The 13,529-nt window shown below is 61.4% G+C and carries 12 protein-coding genes; 5 read left to right on the forward strand and 7 right to left on the reverse strand.

Going from position 1 to position 13,529, the window contains the following annotated elements:
- Nucleotides 1-31: 31 nt before the first annotated feature.
- The 3 genes from ACSQ36_RS30625 to ACSQ36_RS30635 are packed head-to-tail and all read right to left on the reverse strand — an operon-like array spanning nucleotide 32 to nucleotide 4,708.
- Nucleotides 32-640 (reverse strand): chemotaxis protein CheB, encoded by a 609-nt coding sequence (locus ACSQ36_RS30625; RefSeq protein WP_436184844.1) that lies wholly within the window; start codon nucleotides 638-640, stop codon nucleotides 32-34.
- Nucleotides 641-642: 2 nt separating this feature from the next.
- Nucleotides 643-1,485 carry a CheR family methyltransferase gene (locus ACSQ36_RS30630; protein ID WP_213764259.1) on the reverse strand — a complete coding sequence of 281 codons (843 nt, stop codon included), beginning with the start codon at nucleotides 1,483-1,485 and terminating at the stop codon, nucleotides 643-645.
- 13 nt (nucleotides 1,486-1,498) lie between these two features.
- Nucleotides 1,499-4,708, reverse strand: a complete 3,210-nt coding sequence (locus ACSQ36_RS30635; RefSeq protein WP_436184845.1) for a response regulator — start codon at nucleotides 4,706-4,708, stop codon at nucleotides 1,499-1,501.
- A gap of 158 nt (nucleotides 4,709-4,866) precedes the next feature.
- On the opposite strand from ACSQ36_RS30635, the gene hpnA reads away from it, so the two are divergent.
- Together hpnA and ACSQ36_RS30645 are read left to right on the forward strand one after the other, a co-directional pair.
- On the forward strand, nucleotides 4,867-5,889 hold the full coding sequence (gene hpnA / locus ACSQ36_RS30640) for a hopanoid-associated sugar epimerase (RefSeq protein WP_436184846.1): 1,023 nt from the start codon (nucleotides 4,867-4,869) through the stop codon (nucleotides 5,887-5,889).
- Between the two features lie 147 nt (nucleotides 5,890-6,036).
- Nucleotides 6,037-6,549 carry a hypothetical protein gene (locus tag ACSQ36_RS30645; protein WP_213764262.1) on the forward strand — a complete coding sequence of 171 codons (513 nt, stop codon included), beginning with the start codon at nucleotides 6,037-6,039 and terminating at the stop codon, nucleotides 6,547-6,549.
- Nucleotides 6,550-6,617: 68 nt separating this feature from the next.
- Here ACSQ36_RS30645 and ACSQ36_RS30650 read toward each other — a convergent pair whose 3' ends face one another.
- Together ACSQ36_RS30650 and hpnC are read right to left on the reverse strand one after the other, a co-directional pair.
- A complete protein-coding gene (locus ACSQ36_RS30650; RefSeq protein ID WP_436184847.1) occupies nucleotides 6,618-7,805 on the reverse strand; it encodes a glycosyltransferase in 1,188 nt (395 codons plus the stop codon).
- Nucleotides 7,806-7,885: 80 nt separating this feature from the next.
- The gene (hpnC, locus tag ACSQ36_RS30655; RefSeq protein WP_436184981.1) at nucleotides 7,886-8,746 is read right to left on the reverse strand and encodes a squalene synthase HpnC; all 861 of its coding nucleotides are present in this window, start codon (nucleotides 8,744-8,746) and stop codon (nucleotides 7,886-7,888) included.
- Nucleotides 8,747-9,566: 820 nt separating this feature from the next.
- Here hpnC and ispH point away from each other — a divergent pair.
- The 3 genes from ispH to ACSQ36_RS30670 all read left to right on the forward strand — a co-directional run bounded on the left by ispH (nucleotide 9,567) and on the right by ACSQ36_RS30670 (nucleotide 12,130).
- Entirely contained in the window at nucleotides 9,567-10,535 is a 969-nt protein-coding gene (gene ispH / locus ACSQ36_RS30660) for a 4-hydroxy-3-methylbut-2-enyl diphosphate reductase (protein WP_213764264.1), read from the forward strand.
- 13 nt (nucleotides 10,536-10,548) lie between these two features.
- Nucleotides 10,549-11,703 (forward strand): adenosyl-hopene transferase HpnH, encoded by a 1,155-nt coding sequence (hpnH, locus tag ACSQ36_RS30665; protein ID WP_213764265.1) that lies wholly within the window; start codon nucleotides 10,549-10,551, stop codon nucleotides 11,701-11,703.
- Between the two features lie 175 nt (nucleotides 11,704-11,878).
- Nucleotides 11,879-12,130 carry a hypothetical protein gene (locus ACSQ36_RS30670; RefSeq protein ID WP_213764266.1) on the forward strand — a complete coding sequence of 84 codons (252 nt, stop codon included), beginning with the start codon at nucleotides 11,879-11,881 and terminating at the stop codon, nucleotides 12,128-12,130.
- A gap of 107 nt (nucleotides 12,131-12,237) precedes the next feature.
- On the opposite strand, the gene ACSQ36_RS30675 is transcribed toward ACSQ36_RS30670, so the two are convergent.
- On the reverse strand, nucleotides 12,238-12,471 hold the full coding sequence (locus ACSQ36_RS30675; protein ID WP_436184848.1) for a type II toxin-antitoxin system Phd/YefM family antitoxin: 234 nt from the start codon (nucleotides 12,469-12,471) through the stop codon (nucleotides 12,238-12,240).
- Nucleotides 12,472-12,670: 199 nt separating this feature from the next.
- Nucleotides 12,671-13,297, reverse strand: a complete 627-nt coding sequence (locus tag ACSQ36_RS30680; RefSeq protein ID WP_213764267.1) for an MlaC/ttg2D family ABC transporter substrate-binding protein — start codon at nucleotides 13,295-13,297, stop codon at nucleotides 12,671-12,673.
- Between the last annotated feature and the right edge of the window lie 232 nt (nucleotides 13,298-13,529).

The raw sequence follows: 13,529 nt of genomic DNA on the forward strand, positions 1-13,529 counted from the left end.
AGCGGAGTTCCATTAGCGTGTCAGCTCCAAGTCAACCGGGTTCGCGGCGCGTGCCCGCGACCATGCGCGCCAGACGAGCAGCCATGACGTCGAGCGTGAGAATGTCGTGCACGCCGCCGCGCGCGATGGCGCCGCGCGGCATCGCGTCGGCCACGGCGGTATGCGGGTCTTGCACCCAGCAGCGCCCGCCCGCCCGCGAGATCGCGACCAGCCCGCGCGCGCCGTCGTCGTTGGCGCCGGAAAGCACGACGCCGAGCAGCGTATCGGCGAAACATAGTGCCGCCGATTCAAACAGCACATCGACCGATGGCCGCGAAAACCGCACGGGCGGATCGACGGAAAGGGAGATCGTGCAGTCCGGCTCGACCAGCATGTGATACCCCGGCGGCGCAACATAAATCGTGCCGCCGGCGATCTCGTGCTTGTCGTCAGGCTCGACGACCGGCAACCGGCAACGCGCGGAAAACAATCCGGGCAGCAGGCTGGGCGGGGCACTCCTGACATGCATGACCACCAGCACGGCAGGACGAAAATTGGCCGGCAGCGCGGGCAGAAGGTAGTTCAACGCCTCGACGCCCCCCGCCGATGCCCCAATCACGACAGCTTCGATTGCATCCAGGTAATCGGTCGACGGTGTCATCGCTAGACCTTTTGATACAACCGCTCGCGCGCATCGAAATCGGCGAAACTGCCCGCGTGTTTTGAAAACCGCAGGCTCTCTTTGCTGCCCAGTCCGAGAAACCCGCGCCGCACCAGCGAATCGCTGAACAGACCCAGCGCGCGGTCCTGCAACGCGCGGTCGAAATAGATCAGTACGTTACGGCACGACACGAGATGCGCTTCGAGAAACACGCTGTCGGTCGCGAGGCTGTGATCGGCGAACACCACGCGCGACTTGAGCGTCTGCGAAAATTTCGCCGCGCCGTAGGCCGCATGGTAGTAATCGGAGAGCGAGCGTTTGCCGCCCGCCGCAAGGTAATTCTGGCTGAAACTGGCCAGCCGATCCAGCGGGTAAATACCGCTTTCGGCCTGGCGCAAGGCGTCGGCGTTGATATCGGTGGCGTACAAAACCGTACGGTCCGCAATGTTCTCCTCAGCGAACAGAATCGCGAGCGACCACAGTTCCTCGCCGCTGCTGCATCCCGCCACCCACACCTTGATCGACGGATAGGTCTGCAAGATCGGCACGACCTGTTCACGGATGGCGCGAAAATACGTTGGGTCGCGGAACATCTCGCTGACCTGCACCGTCAGGTACTGGAACAGGCGCGAGAACAGCGTGGCGTCGCGGAGAATCCGCTCCTGCAACTGCGAAAGCGTTGTAAAGCCCAGATCGCGCAGCGCCTGCGTCAGGCGGCGCCGCAGCGAACTCACCGAATAATGGCGAAAGTCGTGCTGATACTTCAGGTAAACGGCTTCGAGCAACAGCTTCAACTCAATGTCGAAGATCGCTTCTTCCGTGTGCTTGAGGGTTCGATGTGGCATGACGAAAACGCGGCTATCGTTGGCGCAGCCAGACACGACATAACGACACCAGCTTGTCGACGTCGATCGGCTTCGAAATATAGTCGTCCGCGCCGGCTTCCAGACACTTCTGGCGATCGCTCGCCATCGCTTTCGCGGTCAGCGCGATGATCGGCAGCCGTGCATGGTCGGCGTTCTTGCGAATCTCGGTCATGGCGGTGAGCCCGTCCATTTCCGGCATCATGATGTCCATCAGCACGAGGTCAATGTCCGGATGGCGGGCCAGCGAATCCAGCGCCTCGCGGCCATTACGCGCGATTTCCAGCTTCGCGCCCAGCGGTTCGATCACATGCGACAACGCGAAGATATTACGAACATCGTCTTCGGCCAGCAGGATCGTGCGGCCCTCGAATACGTCGTCGCGCTGGCGCGCCGCGCGCAACATGCGCTGCTGCTCGGGCGGCAACGCGCTCTCCACGCTGTGCAGGAACAACGTCACTTCGTCCACCAGCCGTTCCGGCGACTTTGCGCCCTTGATGATGATCGACCTGGAATAACGGCGCAGACGCTGCTCCTCGTCCGGCGACAACACGCGCCCCGTATACACGATCACCGGCGGCGACGCATGCTCGTGCGACGTGGATACCCGTTCCAGCAAGTCATAACCTGAACCATCCGGCAAGGCCAGGTCCATCACGATGCAATCGAAGGTCGCGCGGTTCATCTGCTCCAGCGCCTCTGCAATCGTCCCGGCTTCCACGATCTCGACCGTCGCGCTTTTCAGCAACGCGTGGATGCTCTGGCGCAGCGCGGGGTCGTCCTCGACCACCAGCACGCGCCGCGTGCCTTGCGCCGAGCGCGCTTCGAGCTTGCGGATCGCGCCCGCCAGTGTGTCGCGTGCGCTCGGTTTGAGCGTATAACCGATCGCGCCGAGATGCAGCGCGACATCCGCATGATCCGTCGACGAGACGATGTGAATCGGAATGTGACGCGTAAGCGGATCGTGCTTGAGCCATTCGAGCACGGTCAGGCCCGACTGGTCGGGCAAACCGACATCAAGCAGGATGCCGTTTGGCTGCAGGTCGCGGGCCAGTTCCACGCCTTGCGACGCGGTGGTCGCGTGCACGAAGTCGAATTCGAGTTCATGCGCGAGGTCGTGCAGGATATGCGCGAAACGCAAGTCGTCTTCAATCGCGAGGATCACGCGATCCGGGCGCTTGCGATTGGCGCGGTCATCGGCTATGGGTTGCGGCGCCGGGTAGCTCGCATTCGGCGCGCGCCAGGACGACGGCTCAAGAGAAGAAGAAGCCGATGCCATTGCCGCGAGGTGCGCCGGCGCGTGGCTCTGCACGGGAGCGACACTCGCCGCCACGGACGTATCCGCTTCCAAGCCAGCCTCCGGCTCGCTCATATGCCCGATCACATCAAGTTTCGCGGTGACCGTGCCTTCTTGAACGGCCAGCGGCAACGTGACCGAAAACACGCTGCCCTTGCCCGGCTCGCTCGATACGCTCACTGAACCGCCCAGCAATCGCGAGAATTCCCGCGATATCGACAAACCCAGCCCGCTGCCGCCGTACTTGCGGCTGGTCGTGCCATCGGCTTGCTGAAACGCCTGAAAAATAAGGTCCTGCTTGTCACGCGGAATGCCGATGCCGGAATCGCGCACATCGAAGCGCAACGCGTGGTCGTCGTTGCTCGCCTTGTGCACGGAGACCGTCACCTGACCGTGCTCGGTGAATTTGAATGCGTTCGACAACAGGTTGCGCAGGACTTGCTGAAGCCGCTGGTTATCGGTGACGAAATACTCCGGCACGCCCTCCGCGCGCTCCGTCACGAACGTCAGGCGCTTCGAGTCGGCGATCGGCGCGAAGGATTGCCGCAACGACTGCAACATCCCGTCGATGGCAACCGGCGCGAACTGCACGTCCATCTGCCCCGCTTCCACCTTCGACAGATCCAGGATGTCATTGATGAGCGACAGCAGATCGCTGTTCGACGAATGAATGGTCGCGGCGTAACGCACCTGTTCGTCGGAGAGATTGCCGTGCTTGTTGTCCTGCAAAAGCTTCGCGAGGATCAGCGAACTGTTCAGCGGCGTGCGCAATTCGTGCGACATATTCGCGAGGAATTCGGACTTGTACTGGCTCGCCCGCTCCAGCGCCAGCGCATTCGATTCCAGTTCCTTTTGCGCGCGCACCAGTTCCGTTTTCTGCCGCTCAAGGTGCTGCGTGTATTCCTCAAGATGCACGTTGGTCTGCTCGAGTTCGGCCTGCTGCGTTTCCAGCCGCGCCTGCGTTTCCATCAAGACCCGGCCGCGCTCCTCAAGCTCTTCGTTCGATACCCGCAGCTCTTCCTGCTGAACCTGCAATTCCTCACTCTGGCGCTGCGTTTGCTCCAGCAGCTCGACCATCCGCGAGCGATACTGCGCCGAGCGCAGCGCCATGCCCATGGCTTCGGCGGCGTTTTCGAGCAGCTCGCGGGTATCGTCGACCGCGTTTTCATCGCCGATAAAACCCACTTCCAGCACGCCGATCACGTCGCCATCGGCCATCATGGGCGCGATCACGCAGTGGGTCGCGGGCGCCGATGCCAGCGCCGAGCCGACCGTCAGGAAATCCGATCGCGCGCCCCTGATCTCGATCGCCCGTTTCTCGTCGAGCACTTGCCCGAGCAGCCCCTGGCCTCGCGCGATCCGCTGCGGCGCGGCGTTTTCGTCAGGCAGCGCCCACGCAGCGATGCGCTCGAGCGCATCGCCTTCACGGGTGTACAGCACGGCGACATGCGCGCCCACATAAGGCACGAGCGAGTGGAGAATGCCGTGGCCGACCGCCGCAGGGGCGAGATCGCCGCGCATCTGCAAGCCGATCTGGACTTCGCCCTGCTTGAGCCACGCGCTGCGTTGCAGGTTCAGCCGCGTTTTGATATAGAGATGCCCCACACCGGCAAGCACGAACATCACGATCACGCCGATCACGCGGTTGAGCTGCAACACGATCGGGCCGGTGAGCGCGTCCGCGTTCGAAAGGATATAACCCGTGAACATCAACACGGAGGCGACGCTGGCGGTGATAAACGGTACGTTGGGGCGGTCGACCCACATGCAGAGCGCGACCGGCAGGATGTAGAACACCCAGATGGCGACGCGCAGCGGCGTGAGCCAGTCGACCGCAAAGACGATCAGCAGCAACATCGCGATCGCGAAGTACAGCCATACGGATCGATTTCGACTGTCTATGAACATTGGCTAAAGATTTTCTTTAAATTTGAGGTCCGGCGGACTTAAGTAGCACCGGACCATAGCACGAGCCGCAAGCCCTTGTCACATATGGGTTGGCGGCTGATCGACACGCTTCGGAAGACGCGCAACTGTTACCTTTGCAAGACCAACAAGAGGCAAAAATGACTGACCCGTTAAGTGGGTTCGCCCGTGGGCGCGTGCTGGTCACCGGCGCATCCGGATTCGTCGGATCGGCGGTCGCGCGCATCGCGCGGGAACGCGGTTTTGACGTGCGCGTAGTCATACGCAAGACCAGTTCCCGGCAGAATCTCGAAGGTCTCGACGCCGAAGTCGTGATCGGCGACATGCGCGACGAAGCCTCCATGCGGGCCGCGATGAAGGGCGTGCGTTACCTGCTGCACGTTGCCGCCGACTACCGCATCTGGGCACGCGATCCGGGCGAGATCGAGCGCGCGAACCTGGAAGGCACCGAGGCCACCATGCGCGCGGCGCTGGCCGAGGGGGTCGAGCGGATCGTGTATACGAGCAGCGTGGCGACGCTGAAGGTGAGCCCGGCGGGAGATATCGTCGATGAAACGAAGCCTGCCCAGGTTCATCAGACCATTGGCGCGTACAAGCGCAGCAAGGTGCTGGCGGAACGCGCGGTCGAGCGCATGGTCGCCCATGACGGCTTGCCGGCGGTGATCGTGAATCCGTCCACGCCGATCGGTCCGCGCGACGTCAAACCGACGCCGACCGGGCGGATCATCGTGGAAGCGGCGACGGGCAAGATTCCCGCCTTCGTCGATACCGGCCTGAACCTCGTGCACGTGGACGACGTGGCGAACGGTCATTTGCTGGCGCTTGCGCGCGGGGTGATCGGTGAACGATATATTCTCGGCGGCGAAAACCTGTCGCTGCAGCAGATGCTGGCGGACATTGCCGGCCTCGCCGGGCGCAAGCCGCCGACCATCAAGCTGCCGCGCGGCCCGCTGTATCCGCTCGCATTCGGCGCGGAGCTTTACGCGAAGTTCAGCGGCAAGGAGCCGTTTGTCACCGTCGATGGCTTGAGGATGTCGAAGAACAAGATGTACTTCACGTCGGCGAAAGCGGAGCGGGAACTGGGGTATCAAGCACGGCCGTATGGCGAAGGCCTGAGCCACGCGCTGGACTGGTTTCGCGCGAACGGCTATCTGAAAAAATGAAGCAATGACGCGTGGCGCGCATTGCCTGTTGTTTTGATGGCATTTTTAGCGCCATACACGCATTTTGTTACAACGTGTGGCGTCGTTGCCCGGTACGCAGCAGTTAAAATCGCAGGTTCGACGCAAGGCTAGCAAGGCAAACAACGCATGAACTTAACCGACCAGCTCGGCGCGCTGGAATCAAGCCTCGATGAGCTGATTCTGGCCGCCGCTTCCATTCCAGCTTCTCCCGAATCTTCCCCTGATTCTGTTGCTGACTCTCTAGCTGACGCGGCTGTTGAACCGGCAACGGCGGCAGCACCCGTAGTTGAAGGAAAACCGCTCGTGGCTGAAGAAAAACCCACGCTGAACGTCTCGCGCCCTGAAAAGAACGTGATCGAGATGACAATCGGCGGGAAGTCGGTGGCGTTGAGCCCCGAAGGGGTATCGGAGTTGATCGAGGAATTATCGAACGCGCGCGCTTCGATGGACGTCGAACAGCCAGGCGGCCTGCCTCCCGGCTGGCGCTTTGTCGCGACGAAAAACCCGGTGATGGCTACGCAACGCTATGCAAACGGCGATCAGTTGCTGGTGTTGCGCCATACCGGACACGGCTGGGTGCCATTCTCTTTCTCGCCCAACATGGTGATCGAGATGTACGCGATGCTGACCAAGCGGTGAGTTGAACCGTATGGGTGGACCTGCCCATACTGGGTGGACCTGCCCATACGACTTATCTTCGCTCTCGCTCAAGGCGCCTGGACCCGCGCCTTCCACTGCCCGCCCTTCCCGCGCCAGAACCGTATTGCCGAGCCAACCGTCGCGCTGACATAAAACACCGCGATCACCGGCAATAGCGGCGCCCAGAGTATGGATCGGCGGTAATAGCGCAGCATCGGCGAATACGCGCAGCACATGGCGAGCCACGCGAGCCACGCCGGCCATCCCTTCGCGCCAAGCGTCAACGCGAGCACCGGCGGCGCGAGATAGATCACGCACATCGCGAGCACCGTCCCGACCAGCAACAGCGCCGAATAACGCAACTGCGTGAACGCCGTGCGCGCAATCATGTTCCAGACTTCGCGCCAGTTGTCGTAGGGCCGCAGCGATTCGCTGTCGTCGGCAAGATCCAGACGGATCGGCCGCGCCGCGTTCACGCCGTTGCGAAACTTGATGCGCGAAGCAAGGCTGCAATCGTCGATCAATTCGCCGCGAATCGATTCGATCCCGCCCGCCTCCACCAGCGCCGCGCGCCGCAGCATCATGCAACCGCCCGCGGCCGCCGCCGTGCGGTTACTCACGTTGTTCACCCACGCGAACGGATACAGCTTCGCGAAGAAGAATACGAACGCGGGAATCAGCGCTTTTTCCCACGTTGAGTCGCAGCGCAGCCGCACCATCAGCGAGACCAGATCGCGATCTTCCAGAATCGCGCGCGCGACGAGTTGCGAGGCGGCGTCCGCCGGGTGGCGGATGTCGGCGTCGGTGAGCAGCAGGTAATCGGCCGGAAAACCCAGCCCGTCGATAGCCGCAATACCTTGCGACTGCGCCCACACCTTGCCCGACCAGCCGGACGGCAAGGGTGCGGCCGTCAGCACGGTCAGGCGGTCTTCGAAACCGCCGTCGCGCGCGGCGGCCTGAGCGGCGTCGGCGGTGCCGTCGGTGCTGTGGTCGTCGACGACAATCAGGTGGAACGAACCCGCGTAATCCTGAGCGAGCAGCGATGTCACCGCGCGGCCGATCACATCGGCTTCATTGCGCGCCGGCACGACCGCGACCACCGCCGGCCACGCGCCGCGACGCGCAATCTCCGCCTGGCCGACAGCGTGAACCGTGCTTTCGCTGAGCGGTTCGAGGGCTTGCGCGCGCCAGAAACCGCCGCGGCCAAACAGCAGGACAAGCCAGATGAGGAGGGACAACCAGGCAATCAGGAGCATCGTCAATTCAGGGCAGGTCGATGAAGCAGGTCAATGAGCAAGCAGATTCAACATCAGGAGGGGCGCAAAACCGGATCAGGTCAGCTTTCGACCGAGCGCAATTGCACACCCACCCGGCCACGCAGCCGCATCGCGAGCGAGCGCACGCCGATTACCACCCAGTCCGGGCCTTTCAGCACCGGACGCTTGCGGAATACGTCGTAGCCGGCCTGTTCGATTTTTTCGAGGACTCGCAAACCGCCGTGCACGACGCTGCACAGTTCCAGCCCGAACCGTCCGGGCATGCGCACGGCAAGCGCCGCGCCGCCAACGATCATTGCGCGCGCGTGGTCGACTTCATGACGCATCAGCGCGCGCCAGGCGTCGTCGCAGATTTGCTCGTCGATATGCCGTTCGGTTACGCCGAAACGCTCAAGGTCGGACAGCGGCATGTAGATTCGGCTCTTTTTCCAGTCGATACCCACGTCCTGCCAGAAGTTGATGAGCTGCAACGCGGTGCAGATCGCGTCGGAATCAGCGAGATTCTCGGGCGTGCTGGCGTCGAAGAGATGCAGCATCAGCCGCCCGACCGGATTCGCCGAGCGCCGGCAATAGTCCATCAGCGCAGGCCAGTCGGCGTAACGCGTGGTGTCGATATCCTGATCGAACGCCGAGACGAGATCGTAAAAGGGTCCGAGCGGCAGCCCGTATTGCGCGACGGTGCCGGCAAGTTTCTCGAACAGCATGGGATGAACCGGCGCCGGATGGCCGGCGGCGACGGCGTCCAGCCCGGCGCGGAAATCGGCGAGACGGGCGTGGCGTTCGGCCGGGTCGAAGACGCCTTCGTCGGCAATGTCGTCCGCCGTGCGCGCGACGTGATAAATCACGCCGACCGGCGCGCGCAGCCGTTTCGGCAGCAATATGCTGGCTACCGGAAAATTCTCGTAGTGATCGACTTCCATAAGACGGTCCAGGTATTCGACACGGCGCGCGGATGCCAAAATGGACATCGACGCACGCAGGTCGTGCGTGGCGGATCGCTGACGCGTAACAACATTCCGCTCATAAACCGGCGAAAAAACCGGCGAAAATGTTGGATAAGCACAACGACTCGACACGGTATAAATTCTTATCGTGCGCTGCCTGAAAACCCGTTGGAGAACAGACCCGGCGCGGCCCCCAAGCGAATCCGGTGCGCCCATGCCACCCGCTCATGCAACTTATGTGGCATCCACCCCAATGCGGGTCGGGCTTTGCTTTCGCTTCGGCTTTCGGTTTAATCCTGCTGCCAGGATCAATGCTTCGACTGCCGCGGACCCCCGGCGTTCTGCCCGGCGAGCCGCTTGTCCGGGGTTTTCATCGTGCCTCGCAGCGCCCGCCCGGCCAACTCCCCAGCGCGCGGTATAGCCGCTTGAATGCCGCCTCAAGACCGTGTCAAAGGCCACGTCAAGATCCGGTTCACGGCAACGCCATGGCGGCCTCAAGGCCGCTTCGCGGGAAACGCGGCGAAGCGCTAGTTTACCGGCTTCCGCGTCCGCACAGTAATTCAACCCTGCCGGTAGAAACGGAAACACCCTCTTACAAGCATCCAAAAACTGAACGAGTTAGAATACGCGGTCAAGTTCGGCCTTAAAGTTGAAACGAATGGCGCATTTGCAGCCAATTGTTTCCCAAAGCTTTTTCCGAGAAGCTTTAATTTTGCTTACAACAAATCAACCGGATTTGATCGAAGCTTATAGCCGGTTCCATTCGAAACCCGCGCCAGTCGGAGTTCGCCCGAATATGCGTATTATCCTTGCTCAACCCCGCGGCTTTTGTGCGGGCGTGGTCCGCGCGATCGAGATTGTCGATCGCGCTCTTGAACGACATGGCGCGCCCGTCTACGTGCGCCATGAGATCGTTCACAACCGGCACGTCGTCGACAACCTGCGTAGCAAGGGCGCGCGTTTCGTCGAAGAACTCGACGAAGTGCCGCACGGAGCCGTTGCTATTTTCAGCGCGCATGGCGTAGCACAAACGGTGGAAGCCGACGCGGAAGCGCGTGGTCTGGACGTGCTCGACGCCACGTGCCCGCTGGTGACGAAGGTCCATGTACAGGGCCGGCAATATGTCGCGCAGGGCCGCACGCTGATCCTGATCGGCCATGCGGGGCACCCGGAGGTGGAAGGGACCATCGGCCAGATTCCCGGCACGGTGGTGCTTGTGCAAAGCGAAGCTGAAGTGGCAACGCTCGCGCTGCCTGTCGATGCCCCCGTCGCGTATGTCACGCAGACCACGTTGTCGGTGGACGATACGCGCGACATCATCGACGCGCTGCATCGCCGTTTCACGGACATCGTCGGCCCGGATACGCGCGACATCTGCTACGCCACGCAAAACCGGCAGGCAGCGGTGCGCGAGCTGAGCAAGCAAGTGGACGTTTTGCTCGTGGTTGGGGCAACCAACAGTTCCAACTCGAATCGGCTGTGCGAGATCGGCGCCGAAACCGGCGTGCCGAGCTACCTCGTGGCGGACGGCTCGGAATTGAAACCTGACTGGTTTGCGAACGCGCAGACTGTCGGGATTACGGCCGGTGCGTCTGCGCCGGAAGAAATGGTCAAGCACGTTATTAATGCACTGCGCGCGCTGGGTCCCGTCGAAGTCACGACGATGTCCGGCCGCGAAGAGAAAGTTGAATTCAAACTCCCCGCGAAGCTGACGAAGCCGCTGGCTGTGGCAACGGCATCCGCCGGCGCCCTTCGCGAAGATTAAGGAGCACACGCAATTGTCTATTCCGATGCTGCAAAAAGTCCGGGTTGGCGCTTACATCGCGCGCCAGCATTTCATGCGCAACAAGCGCTATCCGCTCGCGCTGATGCTCGAGCCGCTGTTCCGCTGCAACCTGGCGTGTAACGGCTGCGGCAAGATCGATTATCCGGACCCCATCCTGAACCAGCGCATCTCGATGGCGGACTGCCTTGCGGCTGTCGACGAATGCGGTGCACCGGTGGTCTCCATCGCCGGCGGCGAACCGCTGCTGCACAAGGAAATGCCCCAGATCGTGAAGGGCATCATCGCGCGCAAGAAGTTCGTTTATCTCTGCACGAACGCGCTGCTGATGGAAAAGAAGATGGACGACTACGAGCCGAATCCGTACTTCGTCTGGTCGGTTCACCTCGACGGCGACAAGCAGGCGCATGACCATTCGGTCTCGCAAGACGGCGTGTACGAGAAGGCTGTAGCGGCGATCAAGGAAGCGAAGCGCCGTGGTTTCCGCGTGAACATCAACTGCACGCTGTTCAACGACGCCGACCCGGAACGTGTAGCGAATTTCTTCGACACGCTTGGGCCTATGGGCGTGGACGGCATCACGGTGTCGCCAGGTTATGCGTACGAACGCGCGCCGGATCAGCAGCACTTCCTGAACCGCGAAAAGACGAAGTCGTTGTTCCGCGACATCTTCAAGCGCGGCGATAACGGCAAGCGCTGGTCGTTCAGCCAGTCGAGCATGTTCCTCGACTTCCTGGCCGGCAACCAGACCTACGAATGCACGCCCTGGGGCAATCCGGCGCGTACCGTGTTCGGCTGGCAGCGTCCGTGTTATCTGCTCGGTGAAGGGTATGTGAAGACCTTCAAGGAATTGATGGAAACCACCGAGTGGGACAAGTACGGCACGGGCAAGTACGAGAAATGTGCTGACTGCATGGTGCATTGCGGCTTCGAAGCCACCGCCGTGATGGATACAGTTGCGCATCCGCTGAAGGCCGCGCTTGTCGCCTTGCGTGGTCCGCGTACCGAAGGTGCTTATGCGAAAGACCTGCCGGTCGACAAGCAACGCCCGGCGGAATTCGTATTCTCGAAGCACGTCGAGATCAAGCTGGAAGAAATTGGCCGCGCGAAGGGCAACAAGGGCGGCAAGCAGACGACGATCGCGGCTTGAGTTTGAATACGTGAGCTCGGGCTGTGGTGTGAGGCTCGAGCTTATGGCTGCGGCAAGAGGAACGGGTGGATAAGGTCGCGATGAGCGGCGTTATCCACCCGTTTTGTATTTCAAGATGCGTATATGGCACACCCGTGTAGCATCGCGGGTTTTCAAAGCAAACAAGCAGGAAGCAATGGCTGACTTCAGCGTAATGATCAATCTCGGCAAAGCCGATCTGGACGACTACTCTCTCTTGGCGAAGATGCTGCGCAAGACCGGCTTCAGCGAGACAAAAGCGGCGCAAGTGGCAGCGGACTATCGGCTGCTGCCCGCTTCGTTCAGGTACTCCAGCGAGACCGAAAACATGACCGCGGTGAGAGAGAAAGCGCTGAAGTCAGCGAAGAGCGTTTCATCGAAGGCGATGGTGCTCGTGTCGGAATGCTGAGGCGGGAGTGAATGCGTTGGGGCACAACTTGCTGCGCATAAAGTTTCGGTAGTGCGTGGGTGCCGGAGTTTGCCAAGCAAGTTAACGTGCGTATCCAGACACGATCACTATGCCGCCGCCCAGTCATTTTCCCCCACTGGATCCATCGGATTGTCGTAACGCAATAGCGAGCCGCGTAGAAGATCGAGCGGGTCCCGCGCATCCGTTTGATACGGCCGCAACTCCAAGGTTGGCTGCCCAAGGTCAGTCACGATCAAGCTCTCCCCCGATGACTCCACCAACCTGAAGAATTCAGATGCTTTCGCTTTGAATTCGGATTTCGATACTCGTCGATTTGGCATTTTGTGCTCGGGGCATAAGGTCGATGCTCATCTTGGCGGATGAGGCGAGACTTTGTAAGAGCCATTAGCGTTAAAAACAGCGGCGCAAAAAAAGGCGCTCCCGGCTTGTCGCCAGTTGCGCCTGTTGGCCCCGCTGCTCCGTAGTGCCTCAGACTCGCTCACCCACGCTTCATTTGCGAATCCAGGCTCTACCCCTTCCTCACTCCGCCGTCCGCGCGTTATGCGCGGTCAGGAACTTGATCAAGCCATCGACGCCACCCTTCGACAACTGACCCGCGAATTGCGTCTGGTACACCTGGATCAGCCACGCGCCCATCATGTCGATGTCGTAGATCTTCCAGCCGTCCGGCGTCTTTTCCAGGCGATAACGCACCGGGTTATCGCCGCCGCTCGAGTACACGTGCGACTGGACGACAGCGTCTTTCCCGCCGGCATCGAGCGTCGGGGCGTCGAATTTGAACTTGACGTCTTCATCGCGTAATTGCGACAGCGACGAGGTGTAGGTGCGCACCAGCAGCGTCTGGAATTGCTCGTAGAGCGCCTTCTGCTGGTCGGGCGTCGCCGTGCTCCATGCCTTACCTACGGCAATCCGCGTGGTGCGCTGGAAATCGGTTGCCGGCACGAAACGCGTCTGCACCAATTGCGTGATCTTGGCCATGTCGCCCCCACGCGCGGCAGGATCAGCCTTCATCGCGTCGACAGTGCCTTCCACAGCGCTTTTAACGACGGCATCTGGGCTCGTCTGCGCAAACGAAGCGCTGGAAAACAGCGCCGCCGACAAAGCCAGGGCGAATAGGGCAACACGGACAGGCAAATAGCGTTTCATACGACCGATATCGAGTAATGGAGGGCGGCGTTCAGCCCGACGCGCCGGCTTAGCTGAAAAACGCAGTAAGTATATCGACCCGCGCCTGCCGTGACAGTTCAGCACGTTCGAAGGATTGTCCGTCTGCGGCTGGCGCGAGAGCCAGGGGAAACGAAAAACCGCGGATCGCCGGCTCTTCTGCGCCTCGCGGTTCTTGAGAATCTGTTCCAGCCGCCGCAAGTCGGTAAACATG

Origin of the sequence: Caballeronia sp. LjRoot34, assembly GCF_964253815.1 — a bacterium.
Taxonomy (GTDB): domain Bacteria; phylum Pseudomonadota; class Gammaproteobacteria; order Burkholderiales; family Burkholderiaceae; genus Caballeronia.

Excerpts from the sequence above, each read along its gene's own strand:
- ACSQ36_RS30625 (WP_436184844.1), bottom strand. The coding sequence starts at position 640 with ATGACACCGTCGACCGATTACCTGGATGCAATCGAAGCTGTCGTGATT.
- ACSQ36_RS30630 (WP_213764259.1), bottom strand. The coding sequence starts at position 1,485 with ATGCCACATCGAACCCTCAAGCACACGGAAGAAGCGATCTTCGACATT.
- ACSQ36_RS30635 (WP_436184845.1), bottom strand. The coding sequence starts at position 4,708 with ATGTTCATAGACAGTCGAAATCGATCCGTATGGCTGTACTTCGCGATC.
- hpnA (WP_436184846.1), top strand. The coding sequence starts at position 4,867 with ATGACTGACCCGTTAAGTGGGTTCGCCCGTGGGCGCGTGCTGGTCACC.
- ACSQ36_RS30645 (WP_213764262.1), top strand. The coding sequence starts at position 6,037 with ATGAACTTAACCGACCAGCTCGGCGCGCTGGAATCAAGCCTCGATGAG.
- ACSQ36_RS30650 (WP_436184847.1), bottom strand. The coding sequence starts at position 7,805 with ATGCTCCTGATTGCCTGGTTGTCCCTCCTCATCTGGCTTGTCCTGCTG.
- hpnC (WP_436184981.1), bottom strand. The coding sequence starts at position 8,746 with ATGGAAGTCGATCACTACGAGAATTTTCCGGTAGCCAGCATATTGCTG.
- ispH (WP_213764264.1), top strand. The coding sequence starts at position 9,567 with ATGCGTATTATCCTTGCTCAACCCCGCGGCTTTTGTGCGGGCGTGGTC.
- ACSQ36_RS30670 (WP_213764266.1), top strand. The coding sequence starts at position 11,879 with ATGGCTGACTTCAGCGTAATGATCAATCTCGGCAAAGCCGATCTGGAC.
- ACSQ36_RS30675 (WP_436184848.1), bottom strand. The coding sequence starts at position 12,471 with ATGCCAAATCGACGAGTATCGAAATCCGAATTCAAAGCGAAAGCATCT.
- ACSQ36_RS30680 (WP_213764267.1), bottom strand. The coding sequence starts at position 13,297 with ATGAAACGCTATTTGCCTGTCCGTGTTGCCCTATTCGCCCTGGCTTTG.